Genomic DNA, 17,206 nt, shown 5'->3' on the forward strand with positions numbered 1-17,206 from the left:
AGGAGACTTCATGAAGCCTGATTTCCTTGAAGGCGTTCGCTTTACCGATCTCACATGGGCCGGAGCAGGTCCGTTCGGCACGAAGGTGTTCTCCGATTTCGGCGCTGAAGTGCTGAAGATCGAAAGCACCACGCGCCTCGATTCAGTGCGCACGGCCGGTCCTTACAAGGATGGCGTCTTCGGACTAAACCGCAGCGGTTACTTTGCGTCGCGCAACACGGGCAAGAAAAGCATTTCGCTGAACCTGAAGACCGAGGAAGGCAAGCGCATCGTGCGCGAGCTGGTCGCAAAATCGGATGTCGTGTCGAACAACTTCGGCCCCGGCGCGATGGACCGCTTCGGCTTCGGCTACGAGGCGCTGCGCGAGATCAAGCCCGACATCATTTATCTGTCGATGCCGATGTACGGACAGGACGGCCCGCGCGCGAACCTGCTCGGCGTCGGCATGACGATCAGCGCCGTCACGAGCATCATGTGGCAGACGGCCTATGGTCCCGCCGATCCCGTCGGTCCGGGCACGCATTATCCGGATCACGCCGCGAATCCCTATCACGCGGCGTTCGCGGTGCTCGCCGCGCTCGCGCATCGGCGCAAGACCGGGCGCGGCATGAAGATCGATCTGTCGCAGGTCGAATCGACGATCAATTTCGTCGGCCCGGCCATCGTCGAGGCGAGCGCAACGGGCCGCGAGCCGCCGCAGATCGGCAATCGCAGCCGCAGCCATGCGCCGCACAACATCTTTCGCGCGCGCGGCGACGATCAGTGGGTCGCCGTGGCCGTCACGGACGACGCGCAGTGGCGCGCGCTCACCGCGATCATCGGGCGCGCGGATCTGGGCGACGATGCCTCGCTTTCCACCGCGGCCGGCCGCCTGGCCGCGCAGGATCGCGTCGAGCAGGCCGTGTCCGAATGGTGCGCAACGCATTCGCCCGACGAGATCGTGGCCGCGCTGCGCGCGCAACGGATCGCCGTGTCCGAGGTCGCGCATTCGCGCAGGCTCATCGAAGCCGATCCGCAGCTTGCGCATCGGAACTACTGGCAGCACGTGCAGCATCCGGAGATCGGCGCGGTGCTGCTCAACTCGCCGCCGTATCTCATCGACGGCGAGCGCGTCGAGCTTCAGCCGCCGCCGCTGCTCGGCCAGCATACCCGCGAGGTGCTCGGCCGCCTGCTTGGTATGTCCGGAAAGCAACTGGACGAACTGAACGATCAAGGAGTGTTTTCGTGAGCGAGTGGAAAGCGGCAAGCCCGTCGAAAGCGCTGCGCCGGGCGGCAGCGGTGGTCGGCGTCGGCCATTCGGACTGGGTGGGCGACTGGAAGCGCGTGCGCGGCGGCGAGAAGCCGACCGATAGCTACGGCTACGGCGCGATCGCGCTGCGCCAGGCGCTCGACGACGCGGGCATCGGCAAGGATGAAATCGACGGTCTCATCGTCGGTCCGACGACGGCCTACGAGCGGATGTCGGAAGTGCTCGGCATCGATCCGCGCTGGGGCGATCAGGCCGATGCGGTACTGTCGGTCGCTCAGGCGGTGACGGCGATTCAGGCAGGCCTCGCGGAGACGGTCGCCCTCGTCTACGGCAACGATCAGCGCTCGGCGCAGATCCAGTACGGCGGCCCGCAGGCAATGGGCGGCGATGCGTTTCTCTCGTACGTGTATCACTCGCCATGGGGCCTCACCTCGCAAGGCGCGCTGTATGCGCTGACGTTCCGCGCCTTCTGCGAGGCACGCGGCTTCGAGCCCGATGACCTCGGGCACGTGGCGGTCGCGCAGCGCGCGTGGTCCTCCATGAATCCGAACGCGGTGATGCGCAAGCGGATCACGCTCGACGAATACCGCGAGGCCAAGTACATCTGCGAGCCGCTGCGCCTGTACGACTACTGCATGATCAACGACGGCGGCGTCGCGCTGATCGTCACGACGGCCGAGCGGGCGGCGCGCTTCAAAAAGCCGCCCGTGTATATCGAGGCGATCGGGCGGCGCGATCTGAACCGCGGCGCCACCAGCCTCGAACCGCGCCTGACCGACTTCTACCTGTCCGCGCAGCAGGACTGCGCACGTCAGGCCTACGAGATGGCCGGTTTTGGCCCGAAAGACATGGACCTGTTCCAGGTGTACGACAGCTTCTCCGTGCATGTGCCGCTCGCGCTCGAAGGTTACGGCTATTGCGCGGTCGGCGACGTCGGGCGGTTCCTGCGCGAAGAGGGCATCGGGCCGGGCGGCAAGCTGCCGACCAATACGGGCGGCGGGCACTTGTCGGAGACCTATATGCAGGGCTGGGCGCATCAGATCGAATGCGTGCGCCAGGTGCGCGGCGAATGCGGCGAGCGTCAGATCGACGATTGCCGGCACGCGCACTACACATCCGATGTCGCCGGCAAGGCCGTTTCGATCATCTATAGCCGATAGGAAATCACATGACTGAGACACCCGCCGAAGCGCCGCGCACGCCGCAACCGGTGATGGGCATGTACGACGCACCGATGTGGCAGAGCATCCGCGATGGCGCGCTCAAGCTCCAGCACTGCGCGTCCTGCGACACCGTGCTTTACCCGCCGGGGCCGGTTTGCCCGCACTGCCTCTCCAGCGAACTCGAATGGCGCGGCGTGTCGGGGCGTGGCACGGTGCTGTCCTGGGTCGTCTTTCACAAGACCTATCTGGACGCATACCCGGCGCCCTACAACGTGATTGCGGTACGTCTGGAAGAAGGTGCCGTGCTTGTCTCGAACCTTGAAGCCCCGCTGCCCGAGGGAAGCTGGATCGGCAAGCAAGTCCGCATGATCTTCAAGCCGATGCCGGACGGTTTCGTGCTGCCCAAATTCGTGCTGGATACGGACGGGACCCGCTCCTGAGCGAGCGCGCATTCGAGCGTCTGACAAGGCGGTTCGCGAGCGTTCTGGCGCACGCCGGGTGCGGCTGGCCGAGGATCATATATTTTATTTGCCCCTTACAATGTGCTCCTTGCCGGACGGCGAACCGCTCCGGCAGACACGACAGGCACGGGCCAGCCGCGGATTTGCGCGGCGCGGCCGCGAGCGGACAAGGCAGGACACTCTGGGGTTCATATGGTGTTTCGAACAAAGCTGGATCAGGTGGCCGAGCGGCTGAGAGAGCGGATCATCTCGGGCGAGTACCGGCGGGGAGAGAAGCTGAAGCAGGCGGAGATCGCGGAGGAACTCGGCGTATCGATCACGCCGGTGCGCGAGGCGCTCAAGGCGCTCGAAATGGAGGGCTTTGTGCTGAGCATCCCGCACAAAGGCCTGCTCGTGCCGGAGATAGACCGCAAGAGCGTGCGTGAGATCTTCGAGTTGCGCGTGGTGCTGGAGCGCCGGCTCACGGAGTGGGCGCTCGAAAAGATCACGGACAACGAGATCGCCGAGCTGCGCACGATCCATCGCGAGTTGAGCAAGTTGACGAAGGCGCGCGAGCCGTTCCCGGTGCGTGCGGCCAACGTCCGGTTTCACTTTCGAATCTATGAAATCGCCGATCGCCCGCAGACGCTGCAGTTCGTCCGGGTGTTATGGGCCAAGTATCCGTTCAACTTCCACGACGACCAGGCAGCCCGCTTCAAGCAACTGCTGCACGAGCACGAAGAGATTCTGCGCCGGCTCGAAGAAGGCGATCGTGCCGGCGCGCTGGCGGCGATGGTCGAGCACATCGAGGCCGGCTGGCATCGTGTGGAGAAGAACGCCACGGAACCGGCGAAAGAATGACCGCGCCGGAACGGGAAGCTGGACCTTTTCCAGGAGACGCAGGGCAACCATGAGCACTTCTCGCAATCCCGTTTCACCTCTCGGCGCGCCGGGCGCGCGCCGCACGCTGATCGTGACCGGCGGCTCGCGCGGCATCGGCGCGGCCGTCTCGCGGGGCGCCGCGCGCAGCGGCTATCGCGTCTGCATCAATTATCGCAATGGGGTGGAGGCCGCCGAACGGCTCGCCGACGAGATCGTGTCCTCGGGCGGCGACGCATTCGCGTGGCAAGCCGATACGTCCGACGAGCGCGCCGTCGTCGCCATGTTCGACGAGGTCGCGCGACGCTATGGCCCGCTGACCGATCTCGTCAACAATGCGGGCGTGAGCGGCGGCTCGACCCGTCTCGCGGACCTCGACGTCTCCGCGCTGCAGGAAACCCTCGCCGTCAATGTGATGGGCTATTTCCTCTGTTGCCGTGAAGCCGTGCGATGCATGTCGACGGAGCGCGGCGGCGCGGGCGGGCGCATCGTCAACGTATCGTCGGTGGCGGCTGCGCACGGATCGGCGGGCCGGCGCGTGCACTATGCGGCATCGAAAGGCGCGGTCAATTCGCTGACCATCGGCCTCGCGAAGGAAGTGGCGCGCGAGGGCATCCGCGTGAATGCGGTTTCTCCGGGCCTCGTGTACACCGATTTCAACGAACCCGGACGCATCGAGCGTCTCGCGGACGAAGTTCCGATCGGACGCGGCGGATCGCCGGAGGAGATCGCCAACGCGATTCTCTGGCTGCTGAACGACGACGCGGGGTATGTGCTGAGCGCCAACCTGGTGGTGTCGGGCGGCCGGTAGTCACATCGGGGAAATCTTCCCGAACTGATTCGGATAACAAACTGTTTTGCGTCGCCTGGACGACGATGAGAGCGTCGGTGCAAACCCTCGTTCGACAGAAGCGCGTTGTCCGGATGGAAAATATAATTTATATTTGCGACATCACTTTCAGGAATCGCGTTGCCGGCCAGCGAAGCCCGGCAAGCAAAAAGGAGACGATTGTGCGCTGGAGATCTCGCTACTGGGTGTATCTGATGCTGTTCGCGCTCGCCGCGATCAACTATCTGGATCGCGTCGCGCTGTCCGTGTCGGCCGGCCACGTCCAGGCGGCGCTGGGCATCGACAAGGTTCAGCTCGGCTATCTGTTTTCTTCCTTTCTCTGGGGTTACACGCTCTGCCTGATCCCGATGGGCCTGCTCATCGACCGATTCGGCTCGCGCTCGGTGACGGCCTTCAGCATGGCGCTCTGGTCCGCCGCGACCGCGCTGACCGGCGCGGCCACATCGATGGGCGGCGTCGTCGCCGCGCGCGTGGTGATGGGTGTCGGCGAATCGTGCTGCTATCCGGCGGCTTCGCGGATCATCCGCGAATGGGTGCCGAGCAGCGAGCGCGGCACTGCGATGACGGTGTTCAACTCGGGCGCGTACTTCGGTCCGGCGCTGGGTGCGGTGGGCTTGTCCTGGCTCGTATCGGTGCTCGACTGGCGCATCTCGTTCGCCATCTGCGGTCTCGTGGGTTTCGTGTGGCTGGCCGTGTGGCTCGCATTTTTCCGTCAGCCCGAAGAGGCCTCGTGGATTTCCGATGAAGAGCGCGAAACGATTCGCCGCGAGCGCGAGACCGTATCGCAAGCGCAGGCGGTCGCGTCGCAGCCGATCGGGCTGAGCCGCATCATCGCGAGCCGCACGATGTGGGGCCTCATGCTCACGCAGGGCGCGGGCGCCTACACGCAATATCTGTTTCTGACGTGGCTGCCGAACTACCTGCAGGCTGAACGCGGCATGACGCTGCTCAAGAGCGGCACCGTGATGGCGCTGCCGTACATCGGATCGATCGTTGTTTCCGTGGCGCTCGGCATGTTGAGCGACCGCCTGCTGACGGCGCGCGCGGTGGAAGCGGGACGCCGGCGCATCGTGCTCGGCTCCGTCGTGCTAGGCGGCGCGGTCATCCTGTTCGTGCCCTGGGTGTCCAGCATCGAAGGCATTCTGCTGCTCATCACGATGGCGCTGGGCAGTGTCGCGACGGGCAACGCGCTCAACATCACGCTGCTCGGCGACCTGTTGCGCTCGAAGGCCGATCTCGGCCGCGCGACGGGCCTGCTGCTGATCGGCGGAAACGTGTTCGGCTTCCTCGCACCGATCGTGACCGGCTATGTGGTGCAGGCGACCGGGCGATTCGACACCGCGTTCGCGGCGGCGGGCGGCCTGCTCGTGATGGGCGCGCTGTCATCGTGGTTTCTCACGCGTTCGCCGATCGGCGAGCGTCCCGGCGCGGCGCTGCAAGGCGATGTGACGGGGCAGATCGGAGGCTGACATGAACGAACCGCTCACCGCGCCGCGCGACATCGCGAAGGCTGCGCCGCACATTGCGATACGCCCGGAATGGCTGGCGCTTCGCACCGAACCGGCACTGGAACCCGACCTGCCGATCATCGATGCGCACCATCATCTGTGGGAGTTTGCGGACAAGCGTTATCGCTCGCGGGATCTGCTCGACGATCTCGCGAGCGGTCACAATGTCCGCGCGACGGTGTTCGTCGAATGCAAGACGCACTACGACACCGATGGCCCGGAAGAACGCGCGTCGGCGGGTGAAATGCGCTTCGCATTGGCCGAAGCGCGCGAGGCCGAGGCGCTCGGCACCTTCACGCGCGTCGGGGCCGCGTTCGTCGGCAACGTGGATCTGACGCTCGGGGCGGCGGCGGGGCCGGCGCTCGATCACCTGATCGACGTGTCGGAAGGGCGCTTGCGCAGCATCCGCAATATCGCCGTGTGGCACGCCAACCCGGACGTGCGTCCATCGGCCGCGACGCCGCCGGCCAGGCTGCTGCTCGATCCGTCGTTTCAGGCCGGCATTGCGCAGTTGGCGCCGCGCCAGCTTGCATTCGATGCATGGCTGATTCACACGCAACTGCCCGAGCTATGTCAGCTAGCGGACAAATTCGGCGATACGCCGATCGTGCTCAATCACGTCGGCGGCCCGCTGGCGCTCGGGCCGTACCGCGGGCACCGCGACGCAGTGTTCGCGGCATGGCGCGATGACATGGCGCGGCTGTCGAGCTACGCGAATGTGCACGTGAAGCTGGGCGGCTTCGGCATGCCGCTCTTCGGCTTCGACTTTGAGAGAACGGCGCTGCCGCCTGATTCCGCATCGGTGGCCGAGGCGATCCGGCCGTATGTCGAGACTTGCATCGAGACGTTTGGCGCTTCGCGCTGCATGTTCGAGAGCAATTTCCCGGTGGACAAGGGCTGTTTCGGCTACGGCATCGCGTGGAATGCCTACAAGCGCGTGACGGCGAATCTGCCTGCGTCAGACCGCGCTGCGTTGTTTCACGATACCGCGGCCCGCTTCTACCGTATCCGATAAGGCGGCGCACGCAGAATTCGCATCGTTTTCAAACATTAAGCATACCGTAATATATATTCGGAAGAACGCAACCGAAGACCGAATGACCAGGAGACAGCAGTGCAAGCGCAGAGAATCGGCAACACCGAAATCCGCAAGTTCGACGAAATCAGCCGGCTGCCGCTCGAAGCGCGCTGGTTGTTCCCGTCGATCGACGAAGCCATTGTCGAAGCCAATCGCGACTGGCTCGGCCCGAACCTCGTCGAACCGGGCTCGACCCGGCTGTACATGAGCTTTCATAGTTACGTCATCCGCACGCGGCATCACACCATTCTCGTGGATGCCTGCAACGGCAATCACAAGCAGCGGCCGTCGATGCCCGCCTGGAACGACCTGAACACGCCCTATCTGGCCAATCTCGCCGCGATCGGTGTGGAGCCGGAAGAGATCGACATCGTGCTCTGCACGCACCTGCACGCCGATCACGTCGGCTGGAACACGCGGCTCGAAAACGGCCGCTGGGTGCCGACCTTTCCGAACGCGCGTTACCTGATGGCGCGCGTCGAATTCGAATATCTGTTCGATCAGCATCGCAGGCATCCGGAAACGCCGGTCAATCGCGGTTCGTTCGAGGACAGCGTGCTGCCCATCCACGAGCACGGACGCGCCGATCTGGTCGAGCTCGATCATGTGGTCGAACGCGAACTGGGCGAGGGCGTCTGGCTCTCGCCCGCCTGCGGCCATACGCCGGGCCACGTATTCGTGAATGTCGGCGACCACGGCCGCGAGCGCGCCGTGTTCACCGGGGACGTGATCCATCACCCGATCCAGTTCGCCGATCCGTCGCTGACGAATCTCGCCGATTTCGACGCGAAGCAGGCCCACGACACCCGGCTCGCGCTGATGCACCGCTATGCGGATACCGACACGCTGTTGCTGACCGGGCATTTCCCGTCGCCGACGGCCGGCCGCATCGTCAGTCACGGCGACCGGTTCCGCTTCGCTTTCGACGGCAAATGAATTAAAGAACGGCCTGAACCGCGGCGGCCGGGCAGGCGGCACGAAAACCATAAAGGAGATATCCGTATGATCAGTAAGACGCTGAAGACCATCGCGATTCGCGCGTTGTGCGCGGCGGCCATGAGCGGCGCCGCGTGCGTCGCGCACGCCCAGGAGACGATGAAGATCGGCGTGATCGCGTCGTTATCGGGGGGCGGGACCGCGTGGGGCCTCGGGCTCCAGCGCGGCGTGCAGATCGCAATCGACCAGCTCAACGAAGCGGGCGGGTTGAAGCTCGCCGGGAAGACCTACAAGCTCGAACTGATCGCGTACGACGACCAGTACAACGCCGCGCAAGCGAAGACGGCCGCCGACCGGCTGGTCAACCGCGATCAGGTGAAGGTGATCTTCGGGCCGGTCGGATCGCCGGGCGCGCTCGGCTCGCTGCCGGTCACGCAGCCCGCGAAGGTCCTGCAGTTCGTCGACGGTTATGCGCCGCAGATCCTTCGCAATCAGTGGAAGGGCGCGTACGTATTCCGCGTCAACAACAGCACGCAGGAATTCTCGACACCGATCGTTCAATGGCTGCACAAGAACTCGCCGAACGCGAAGAAGATCGGCATGATCGCGCCGAACGACGCGACGGGCCAGTCGGGCGTGCCGATCCTCACCGAGGCGTACAAGAAGAACGGCTTCGAAGTATGGACGGATGCCTACGAGCGCGGCACGAAGGAATTCACGCCGCTGCTGCTGCGCATGATGGCGCAAAACGTCGACGTGTTCGATCTCAACGCGAATGCGCCGGGTGAGGCGGGGCTGCTCGTCAAGCAGGCGAGGCAGGTCGGCTACAAGGGCATCATCATCCAGTCGGGCGGCGCGGGCATCGACGAGCTGATCCAGATTGCCGGGCCGCTCGCCAACGGCATGATGAAGTACGACGTGATCGATGAATCGCTGCCGCGCGTGAAGCCGTTCGTCGCCGCCTATCAGAAGAAATACAGCGGCGTGATGAACGGCCTGGCCCCGGTGTACTACAACGCGGCGAACATGCTCTTCGAAGCGATGCGCCGCGCCGACTCGACCGACACCACGCAGATCCGCGACCAGCTCGAAAAGATGACGGGCTACGACGCGCCGATCTTCGGCAAGGTCGTGTGGACCGGCGCGAAGGACTATGGCGTCGATCATCAGTTGCTGCACACGTTCGTCATCAAGGAGGTGACGAACGGCAAGGCATCGGTGAAGGCCGTCATCACGCCGTAAAGGCGCCCCTGCCGCGCGGCCGGCCGGCGAAGTCCGCCGGCCTCGCGCGTGCCGGGTTTCATCGCTGACGAGATTCAGGAGCGTTTCATGTTCTCTCCCGCAGTTCTTGGCCAGGTATTCGTGGACGGTATCGGCCTGAGCGCCATCTACATCCTCATTGCGCTCGGATTCACGCTGCTGTTCGGCATCATGCGCGTCGTGAACTTCGCGCACGGCGCGTTCGCCATGCTCGGCGGCTATGCACTGTATTACCTGTACGGCGGCTTCGGTCTGCCGTATCTGATCGCGGCGCCGCTCTCGGCGCTGATCGTGGCGATCGTCGCGCTGCTGCTCGAACGCATCGTGTATCGCTTCTTCTACCAGCGGATGTTCCAGAGCATGATCGGCCTGCTCGGGCTCGACATGGCGATCATGTACACCGCGGTGATCGTCTGGAACGCCGAGGAGCGATCGGTGCCGCCGAGCACCGATGCGCTGCTGCAGTTCGGCGGCCTCGTGTTTCCGGCTCAGAAGCTCATCATCATCGGCATTGCGGCGGTTGCGCTGCTCGCCTTCTATGTTTTCACCCACTACTCGCGCTACGGTCTCGCGATGCGCGCAGCGGCGCAGGACGTCGATATCGCCGAAGCGCAGGGCGTGAACAGCACCGCGATCTATCGTCTCGCCTTCTTCATCGCGATCTTCATGGCCGCGCTCGCGGGCGGGTTCTACGCCCAGACCTATGCGCTCTCGCCGTTCGTCGGCGAGCCGCAGTTGATGATCGCGTTCATCGTCGTGATTCTCGGGGGCATGGGCAGTATTCCCGGCGTTGCGCTCGGCGGCCTGCTGCTCGGACTCGCAAACAGCTTTCTCGGCACCTTCTACGGCAGCGCCACGTCGATATTCGTGTCGTTTGGCGCTGTGATCCTGCTGCTGATCTTCCGCCCGTGGGGCCTGCTTGGAGCGAAAGAAGCATGAACAAACCCTCCGTTCTTCAATCCGCGCTGCGGACAGGGCTTCCGTTGCAGCCCGCGCCGCAGGCGAGCGCCTTGCGGCCCGCGCGCCGCTGGCTCGCTCATCCCGCGGTGATCGCCGTCATGCTCGTCGTGCTCGTGGCATTGCCGCTCTTCGGGCAGGACAAGTTCGTCCTCTCGGTGGCCGTCACCACGTTCATCACGGCCATCGCCGCGAGTTCGTTGCACCTCATCGTGCGCACGGGTCATGTGTCGCTCGGTCATGCCGCGTTCATGGGCATTGGCGCTTACGTATCGGCCATTTCGACGATGAACTTCGGCCTGCCGTTTCCGGTGTCGGTGTGCCTCGCGTTTCTCGCGCCCGCCGCGCTCGCGCTGATCGTCGGCCCGATTCTGCTGCGTCTGACGGGCAAATACTTCGTGCTCGTCACGCTGCTCTTCGGCGAGATCGTACGCACCGTGTTCGTCAACTGGACGAGCGTCACGGGCGGCTCGAACGGCATCTCCGGCGTGCCAGGGCCAAGCGAGTTCTTCTCGAACGCGGTGCCGTTCTATTACCTCGCGCTCGGCTTTGCAGTCGTCATCATCGGGATCGTCGGCCGGCTGCTCGGGTCCGAAATTGGCCGGATGATCGATTCGGTGCGGGAAGGCGAATCGCTCGCGCGCTGCTCGGGCGTGCCGGTGCTGAGCACGAAGGTCGCAGTGTTCGTGCTCGCGTGCGGGATCGTCGGCGTCGCGGGTGCGTTGCAGGCGCATTTCGTTCACTACATCGATCCGACTTCGTTCGCGCTCGAACAGTCGCTGAATCTCGTGGTGATCAACGTGATCGGCGGAATGTACACGCTGATCGGGCCGATCGTCGGCACGGTGTTCGTCGTGCTGCTGCCGGAATTCCTGCGCGGCTACGTGGAACTGCAGCACGTCGTCTTCGGCATCGTGCTGATCCTCGTCATGGCGTTCTTTTCCGGCGGCATCGCCGATGCGGGCGCGCTGTTCAAACGTCTCGGCCTGGGACGCGGAGGCCGGCAATGAGCGCGCGCCTGCTCCAAATAGAAAAGTTATCGCGGCATTTCGGCGGACTTGCCGCCGTGTCGGAACTAACGTTTCACGTCAACGAGCACGAGATACTCGGCATCATCGGGCCGAATGGCGCCGGAAAAACCACGGCGATCAATCTCGTGAGCGGCATGATCCGGCCAAGCAGCGGTCATGTGCGGCTCGAAGGCGAGGACGTGACGGGACTGTTGCCGCACGTTCTCGCGCGCAAGGGGCTCGTGCGCACGTTCCAGTCGACTACCGTGTACGGCGGGCGCACGGTCTATGAAAACGCCGTGCGCGGCGCCTTCCTCGGGATGTATCCGGGCGCGATGGCGGCGTTCTTCAATACGCGCCGTGCGCGTGCGATGCGTGCCGAAAGCGAGCACCGCGTGGCCGAGCTGCTCGAATGGCTGAACCTCGCCGAGGTCGCTTCCTTGCAAGCCGGCAGCCTGCCGTACGGCTATCAGAAGACGCTCGGCATGGTCATCACGCTTGCGGCGCGGCCGCGCATCGTGATGCTCGACGAGCCGGTCGCGGGTCTGAGCGCGGAGGAGGCCGATCACGTGCGCGACACGATCCTGAAGATCCGCGATCGCGGCATCACCGTGATCGTGATCGATCACAACATCCGTTTCATGAAGGGCCTGTGCGATCGCGTGATGGCGATGCATCAGGGCCATGAGCTGACGACCGGCGCACCGCTCGACGTGCTGGCCGATCCGAAGGTGATCGAAGCGTATCTGGGGAGGGGACATGCCGCAGCTCACGGTATCTGATCTGAACGTCCGTTACGGGCGCGTGATCGGCACGCATGGCGTGTCGTTCTCGGTCGAGGCCGGCGAGATCTTCGCGCTCGTCGGCAGCAACGGCGCGGGCAAGAGCAGCGCGATCAAGGCGATTCTCGGCATGGCGCACTATGCGTCCGGCTCGATCACGTTCGAAGGCGAGAACATGCGCGGGCTCAAGACGAGCGAGATCGTGCGCCGCGGCATCGCTATCTCGCCGGAAGGGCGGCGCGTGTTCGGGCAGTTGTCGGTGGCGGAGAACCTTCGCATGGGTGCGTTCACGCGCCCGCGCGAAGAGGCCGATCAACGCGTCGAGCAGATCTATGCGTACTTTCCGCGTCTCAAGGAGCGCTGGAGGCAGCATGCGGCGAGTCTGAGCGGAGGCGAGCAGCAGATGCTCGCCATCGGCCGCGCGCTGATGTCGAAGCCGAAGTTGTTCCTGCTCGACGAACCGTCGCTCGGACTGGCGCCGATCGTCGTCGAACGAATCGGCGATGTGCTCGATGAAATTCGGCGCGTGGAGCAACTGACCGTGATCCTCGCGGAGCAGAACGCGCACTGGGCGATGCATCTCGCGTCGCGCGCGGTGATTTTCGAGCTGGGCCGTTCGGTCAACACCGGTCCGACCGAGCAGTTGATGAAAGACCCCGCCGTGCAAAGCGCATATCTCGGTATCTGATTGCGGCGATCGCTGCATGAGAGACGGGCTGCCGCCGGCAGCCCGCTTCGTTAAGAAGACAACACGATCACGGCCACTGCGCGCCGCGCTGGCCCACATAGACCGCGATCAACGATGACGCCGTGGTCACGAACAGGCGATTACGTTTCGGCCCGCCGAACGTGAGGTTGGTCGCGACTTCCGGCAGATGGATCTTGCCGAGCAGCGCGCCGTCGGGGGCATAGCAGTGCACGCCGTCGCCGGCCGTGGTCCACACGTTGCCTTCGGTATCGACGCGAAAGCCATCCGCCACGCCGGGGGAAATCGTCGCGAACACGCGTGGACGCACGAGGCGCGCACCGTCCACGACATCGAACGCGACGATGTGATGCGGGCCGTTCGGGTCGTGCGAGACGCCCGAATCGGCGATGTAGAGAATCGACTCGTCCGGCGAGAACGCGAGCCCGTTCGGCTTCACGAGTTCGCTGGTGGCGATGCGCAGTTCACGCGTCGCGGGATCGAGCCGGAACACATGGTTCGCGCCGATTTCGCTTTTCGCCTTGTCGCCGGTGTAATCGCTGAGGATGCCGTAGTCGGGGTCGCTGAACCAGATGCTGTCATCGGACTTCACGACGATGTCGTTCGGCGAGTTGAGGCGCTTGCCTTCGAAGCGGTCCGCGAGTACCGTGATCGTGCCGTCGTGCTCCGTTCGCGTGACGCGACGGCCGCCGCTCTCGCAGGTCAGAAGACGTCCCTGACGGTCGCGCGTGTTGCCGTTGGCGTTGTTGGACGGATAGCGATACACCGTTGCCGGCGCGCCTTCCACCCAGCGCATGATGCGGTTGTTCGGGATGTCGCTCCACAGCAGGCATTCGCTGTCGGCGAACCACACCGGACCTTCGGGCCAGCGCATGCCGGTATGCAGCACTTCGATACGCGCATTCGCGACGATGCTCTGGCGGAAGCGTTCGTAATCGACTATTTCGAATTCTGGACTCAAGTTCGTCTCCTTTCTTTGGGTGTATCGACGGGCGGCTAGCGGTTGTCTTTCGCATTCCACGTATCGACGGGAATCGTGGGCATCTCGAAGACATCCGCCATGCGCAGGTAATGGTGACCGTGCATGCGGCCGACGAGCTGAAGCCGTTGCGTATCGATCCAGCAGCGTTGCGCGTCGAGCACCGCTTCGTCGGGGACGTGCATCGCGAGCACTTCGCCGAGCACGAGCGAACGCCGCGTGCCGAGCGCGATGATCTGCATCAGCCGGCATTCGAACGACACGCGGCTTTCAGCGATGCGCGGCGTGCGGATCAGCGTGGACGGCGCCGGCGTGAGGCCCGCTTCCGCGAACTCGTCCACCGCCGGACCGAACTCGATCGCGGTGATGTTCATCTGCTCGACGCAGTCGGCGCTCACGAGATTGACGACGAATTCCTTCTGCAAACGCACGTTCTCTCCGGTGTCCTTGCGGTCCGAATCGGAACGATGATTGATCGCGAAACCCAGCGTCGGCGGGTCTTCGGCGAAGACATTGAAGAACGAGAAGGGCGCGGCGTTGGGCTTGCCGTTCGCGTCGATGGTCGATACCCATGCGATCGGACGCGGCGTGACCGTCGACGACAACAGCTTGTAACGCTCGATCGGTTTGAAGCGGGAGAACTCGAAATACATGACGTTCCTTCGGCAAGCGCGCGGGCGCGTTGCGTCTCGTGTAAATATAGATTATATAATGCATTATATGTGTTGCATCCGTCAACGAAGCCCATAGAAGCATCGCATCGGAACCAGACGAAAGTCCACACGGCGACGAAACCGTCGTCAATCAGGAGACAAGCATGCAATCTGTCGATCCCGCTTCGGCGGTGTCTTCGCATCACGCTGCGGCACCGGGTGTCTCGATCTATGGGCGCATCACGCGCCGGCTTCTGCCCTTGCTGTTCATCTGCTATGTGGCGTGCTACCTCGACCGCGTCAACATCGGTTTCGCGAAGCTGCAGATGGCGTCGGATCTAAGCTTCAGCGATACGGTGTACGGGCTCGGCGCGGGCATGTTCTTCATCGGCTATCTTGCGTTCGAAACGCCGAGCAACATGATTCTGTATCGCGTGGGCGCGCGGCGATGGCTCGCCCGCATCATGGTGACCTGGGGCGTCATCTCGGCGGCGATGCTTTTCGTCCGGACGCCCGGCGCGTTCTACACAACGCGCTTTTTGCTGGGCGTCGCGGAAGCGGGCTTCTTTCCGGGCGTGGTGCTGTATTTGACGCAATGGTTTCCGTCGCGCCGGCGCGCTGGCGTCGTCGCGATCTTCATGACGGGCATTCCGGTATCGGGCGTGCTTGGCGGGCCGCTCTCGGGCTGGATCATGAGCAGCATGGGCGGCACCGGCGGCCTGGCATCGTGGCAATGGCTGTTTCTGATCGAGGCGCTGCCGTCCATCGTGCTCGCGGGCGTGCTCTGGAAAGCGCTTCCCGAACGCGTGGCCGATGTCGACTGGCTGAGCGCTGCGGAAAAAGGGTGGGTGCAGTCGCAACTCGACGCCGAGCACGATGCGAAGCCCGATGCGTCCCTGCGCCAGATGTTCACCGACGCGCGTGTATGGCTCTGCGTGCTGATCAACTTCTGCATCGCGACCGGGCAGTACGGCGTCAGCTTCTGGCTGCCGACGCTGATCAAGCGTCTCGGGCTGCACGACAACTTTCAGATCGGCTATCTCAGCGCGATTCCCTACCTGGCGGGCGTCATCGCAATGCTGATGCTCTCGCGCACCGGCGACCGGCTGCGCGAGCGCCGCTGGCATGTGGCCGCGCCCGCGCTGGTCGGCGCCGCGGGCTTCGTGCTCAGCACGTTCCTGCAGCACGACACGACACTCGCGCTGGCCGCGCTGACCATCGCGACCGGCGGCGTCATGGCGACGCTGCCGCTGTTCTGGTGTCTGCCGACATCCTTTTTGAAGGGCGCATCCGGTGCGGCGGGCATCGGGCTCATCAATTCGGTCGGCGCGCTGGCCGGCTTCGTGAGCCCGCTCTTGACCGGCGTGCTGAACGACTTCACGCATGACGCGCGCTATGGCGTCGCCATGCTGGCCGCGTGGCTCGTGCTCGGCGCGGCGCTGGTGCTGCGGTTGCCGCGGGCGCTGGTCAACCGGTAGGGCGCACGGCGGCCCGCGTTCCTCTCACGTATTTCACGAAGGACTTTTCGATGACGACAGAAGCGAATCACGAGTCAGGCGAGGACATCGGCATTTCCGTCACACGCGAGGATTACGCGGATCTGCGCGATGCGGTGCGCCGCATCTGCCGCGATTTTCCGGGCGACTACTGGCGCAAGCTCGACAACGAGCGCGGATATCCGACCGAATTCGTGAATGCGCTGACTGCCGGCGGTTTTCTGGGCGCGCTGATCCCCGAAGCGTACGGCGGCTCCGGCATGCCGCTGCGCGCCGCCGCCGTGATTCTCGAAGAGATCAATGCGAGCGGCTGCGTCGCGAGTCCCGCGCATGCGCAGATGTACATCATGGGTACGCTTCTGCGACACGGCAGCGAGACGCAGAAGCGCCGCTATCTGCCGGAGATCGCGTCGGGTGCGCTGCGGCTCCAGGCGTTCGGCGTGACCGAGCCGACCACCGGATCGGATACGACGCAACTGAGAACGCGCGCGGAACGGCGCGGCGACGTCTATGTCGTGAACGGACAGAAGGTATGGACGTCGCGCGCGCTCCATTCGGATCTGATGCTGCTGCTGGTTCGCACGACGCCGGCGGCGCAGTGCGCGAAACGAACCGATGGTTTGTCGACGCTGCTCGTCGATCTGCGCGAGGCGAAGGGCAGGGGCATCGATATCCGGCCGATCCCGGCGATGATCAATCACAACACGACCGAGATCTTCATCGAGAATCTCGAAGTGCCGGTCGAAAACCTGATCGGCGAGGAGGGCAAGGGCTTTCGCTACATCCTCGACGGCATGAATGCCGAGCGGATTCTCGTGGCGCAGGAGTGCATCGGCGATGGCCGCTGGCTGCTGAAAAAGGCCGTCGATTATGCGAACGAGCGCAAGGTGTTCGGACGTGCGATCGGACAGAATCAGGGTGTGCAGTTCCCGCTCGCGCGCGCCTACATGGAACTCGAAGCCGCCGATCTGATGGCGCGCAAGGCCGCGGCGCTATTCGAGGCGGGGCAGCCGTGCGGGGCCGAAGCGAACATGGCTAAGCTGCTCGCGTCCGAGGCGACCTGGCACGCCGCCGATACCGCGCTGCAAACGCACGGCGGTTTTGGTTATGCCGAGGAATACGGCATTGAACGCAAGTGGCGCGAAGCGCGGCTTTATCAGACCGCGCCCATCTCGACGAACCTCATTCTTGCGTATCTCGGCGAGCATGTTCTCGGGCTGCCGCGGTCGTATTGATGCGCGAACGTTTCGCGGCGCGTGC

17 protein-coding genes are annotated in these 17,206 nt (G+C 64.3%); 15 read left to right on the forward strand and 2 right to left on the reverse strand.

Translation table 11 applies throughout. The annotated features are described in order from the left end of the window. The first annotated feature begins 10 nt into the window (after positions 1-10). From AWB70_RS17370 to AWB70_RS17430, 13 genes are all read left to right on the forward strand, one after another. Positions 11-1,228, forward strand: a complete 1,218-nt coding sequence (locus AWB70_RS17370) for a CaiB/BaiF CoA transferase family protein (protein ID WP_053570502.1) — start codon at positions 11-13, stop codon at positions 1,226-1,228. Beyond that, positions 1,225-2,409 (forward strand): thiolase family protein, encoded by a 1,185-nt coding sequence (locus AWB70_RS17375; protein WP_053570501.1) that lies wholly within the window; start codon positions 1,225-1,227, stop codon positions 2,407-2,409. The genes AWB70_RS17370 and AWB70_RS17375 overlap by 4 nt, the downstream gene beginning before the upstream one ends. A gap of 8 nt (positions 2,410-2,417) precedes the next feature. Continuing rightward, positions 2,418-2,852 carry a Zn-ribbon domain-containing OB-fold protein gene (locus AWB70_RS17380; protein ID WP_235024275.1) on the forward strand — a complete coding sequence of 145 codons (435 nt, stop codon included), beginning with the start codon at positions 2,418-2,420 and terminating at the stop codon, positions 2,850-2,852. 213 nt (positions 2,853-3,065) lie between these two features. Then, a complete protein-coding gene (locus AWB70_RS17385) occupies positions 3,066-3,713 on the forward strand; it encodes a GntR family transcriptional regulator (RefSeq protein ID WP_045456864.1) in 648 nt (215 codons plus the stop codon). 49 nt (positions 3,714-3,762) lie between these two features. Beyond that, positions 3,763-4,542, forward strand: a complete 780-nt coding sequence (locus AWB70_RS17390) for an SDR family oxidoreductase (protein WP_053570500.1) — start codon at positions 3,763-3,765, stop codon at positions 4,540-4,542. 200 nt (positions 4,543-4,742) lie between these two features. Further along, positions 4,743-6,050, forward strand: coding sequence for an MFS transporter (locus AWB70_RS17395; protein WP_063786726.1), 1,308 nt, complete (start codon positions 4,743-4,745; stop codon positions 6,048-6,050). Between the two features lies 1 nt (position 6,051). After that, positions 6,052-7,104: an amidohydrolase family protein gene (locus AWB70_RS17400; RefSeq protein ID WP_053570498.1), complete on the forward strand. Its 1,053-nt coding sequence runs from the start codon at positions 6,052-6,054 to the stop codon at positions 7,102-7,104. A gap of 99 nt (positions 7,105-7,203) precedes the next feature. Further along, a complete protein-coding gene (locus AWB70_RS17405; protein WP_053570497.1) occupies positions 7,204-8,103 on the forward strand; it encodes an MBL fold metallo-hydrolase in 900 nt (299 codons plus the stop codon). A 66-nt stretch (positions 8,104-8,169) separates the two neighbouring features. Further along, positions 8,170-9,345 (forward strand): ABC transporter substrate-binding protein, encoded by a 1,176-nt coding sequence (locus tag AWB70_RS17410; protein WP_053570496.1) that lies wholly within the window; start codon positions 8,170-8,172, stop codon positions 9,343-9,345. A gap of 87 nt (positions 9,346-9,432) precedes the next feature. Further along, a complete protein-coding gene (locus tag AWB70_RS17415) occupies positions 9,433-10,302 on the forward strand; it encodes a branched-chain amino acid ABC transporter permease (protein WP_014193385.1) in 870 nt (289 codons plus the stop codon). Next, positions 10,299-11,330 carry a branched-chain amino acid ABC transporter permease gene (locus AWB70_RS17420; protein ID WP_053570495.1) on the forward strand — a complete coding sequence of 344 codons (1,032 nt, stop codon included), beginning with the start codon at positions 10,299-10,301 and terminating at the stop codon, positions 11,328-11,330. Before AWB70_RS17415 ends, AWB70_RS17420 begins: the two co-directional genes overlap by 4 nt. Then, positions 11,327-12,112: an ABC transporter ATP-binding protein gene (locus AWB70_RS17425; RefSeq protein ID WP_053570494.1), complete on the forward strand. Its 786-nt coding sequence runs from the start codon at positions 11,327-11,329 to the stop codon at positions 12,110-12,112. The genes AWB70_RS17420 and AWB70_RS17425 overlap by 4 nt, the downstream gene beginning before the upstream one ends. Further along, positions 12,090-12,800: an ABC transporter ATP-binding protein gene (locus AWB70_RS17430; protein WP_053570493.1), complete on the forward strand. Its 711-nt coding sequence runs from the start codon at positions 12,090-12,092 to the stop codon at positions 12,798-12,800. The genes AWB70_RS17425 and AWB70_RS17430 overlap by 23 nt, the downstream gene beginning before the upstream one ends. Before the next feature lie 67 nt (positions 12,801-12,867). Here the strand turns inward: AWB70_RS17430 and AWB70_RS17435 are convergent, their stop codons facing one another. Next, on the reverse strand, positions 12,868-13,779 hold the full coding sequence (locus tag AWB70_RS17435; RefSeq protein WP_053570492.1) for an SMP-30/gluconolactonase/LRE family protein: 912 nt from the start codon (positions 13,777-13,779) through the stop codon (positions 12,868-12,870). Between the two features lie 35 nt (positions 13,780-13,814). Next, positions 13,815-14,450 (reverse strand): flavin reductase family protein, encoded by a 636-nt coding sequence (locus tag AWB70_RS17440; protein WP_053570491.1) that lies wholly within the window; start codon positions 14,448-14,450, stop codon positions 13,815-13,817. 164 nt (positions 14,451-14,614) lie between these two features. On the opposite strand from AWB70_RS17440, the gene AWB70_RS17445 reads away from it, so the two are divergent. Continuing rightward, the gene (locus AWB70_RS17445; protein ID WP_053570490.1) at positions 14,615-15,928 is read left to right on the forward strand and encodes an MFS transporter; all 1,314 of its coding nucleotides are present in this window, start codon (positions 14,615-14,617) and stop codon (positions 15,926-15,928) included. A gap of 50 nt (positions 15,929-15,978) precedes the next feature. Continuing rightward, a complete protein-coding gene (locus AWB70_RS17450) occupies positions 15,979-17,181 on the forward strand; it encodes an acyl-CoA dehydrogenase family protein (protein ID WP_053570489.1) in 1,203 nt (400 codons plus the stop codon). Positions 17,182-17,206: the final 25 nt, after the last annotated feature.

The sequence above is a fragment of the Caballeronia cordobensis genome, from assembly GCF_001544575.2.
In the GTDB taxonomy this organism is placed as follows: Bacteria; Pseudomonadota; Gammaproteobacteria; order Burkholderiales; family Burkholderiaceae; genus Caballeronia; species Caballeronia cordobensis.

Excerpts from the sequence above, each read along its gene's own strand:
- AWB70_RS17415 (WP_014193385.1), top strand. The coding sequence starts at position 9,433 with ATGTTCTCTCCCGCAGTTCTTGGCCAGGTATTCGTGGACGGTATCGGC.
- AWB70_RS17450 (WP_053570489.1), top strand. The coding sequence starts at position 15,979 with ATGACGACAGAAGCGAATCACGAGTCAGGCGAGGACATCGGCATTTCC.
- AWB70_RS17445 (WP_053570490.1), top strand. The coding sequence starts at position 14,615 with ATGCAATCTGTCGATCCCGCTTCGGCGGTGTCTTCGCATCACGCTGCG.
- AWB70_RS17400 (WP_053570498.1), top strand. The coding sequence starts at position 6,052 with ATGAACGAACCGCTCACCGCGCCGCGCGACATCGCGAAGGCTGCGCCG.
- AWB70_RS17420 (WP_053570495.1), top strand. The coding sequence starts at position 10,299 with ATGAACAAACCCTCCGTTCTTCAATCCGCGCTGCGGACAGGGCTTCCG.
- AWB70_RS17370 (WP_053570502.1), top strand. The coding sequence starts at position 11 with ATGAAGCCTGATTTCCTTGAAGGCGTTCGCTTTACCGATCTCACATGG.
- AWB70_RS17385 (WP_045456864.1), top strand. The coding sequence starts at position 3,066 with ATGGTGTTTCGAACAAAGCTGGATCAGGTGGCCGAGCGGCTGAGAGAG.
- AWB70_RS17380 (WP_235024275.1), top strand. The coding sequence starts at position 2,418 with ATGACTGAGACACCCGCCGAAGCGCCGCGCACGCCGCAACCGGTGATG.
- AWB70_RS17425 (WP_053570494.1), top strand. The coding sequence starts at position 11,327 with ATGAGCGCGCGCCTGCTCCAAATAGAAAAGTTATCGCGGCATTTCGGC.
- AWB70_RS17410 (WP_053570496.1), top strand. The coding sequence starts at position 8,170 with ATGATCAGTAAGACGCTGAAGACCATCGCGATTCGCGCGTTGTGCGCG.
- AWB70_RS17440 (WP_053570491.1), bottom strand. The coding sequence starts at position 14,450 with ATGTATTTCGAGTTCTCCCGCTTCAAACCGATCGAGCGTTACAAGCTG.
- AWB70_RS17430 (WP_053570493.1), top strand. The coding sequence starts at position 12,090 with ATGCCGCAGCTCACGGTATCTGATCTGAACGTCCGTTACGGGCGCGTG.
- AWB70_RS17390 (WP_053570500.1), top strand. The coding sequence starts at position 3,763 with ATGAGCACTTCTCGCAATCCCGTTTCACCTCTCGGCGCGCCGGGCGCG.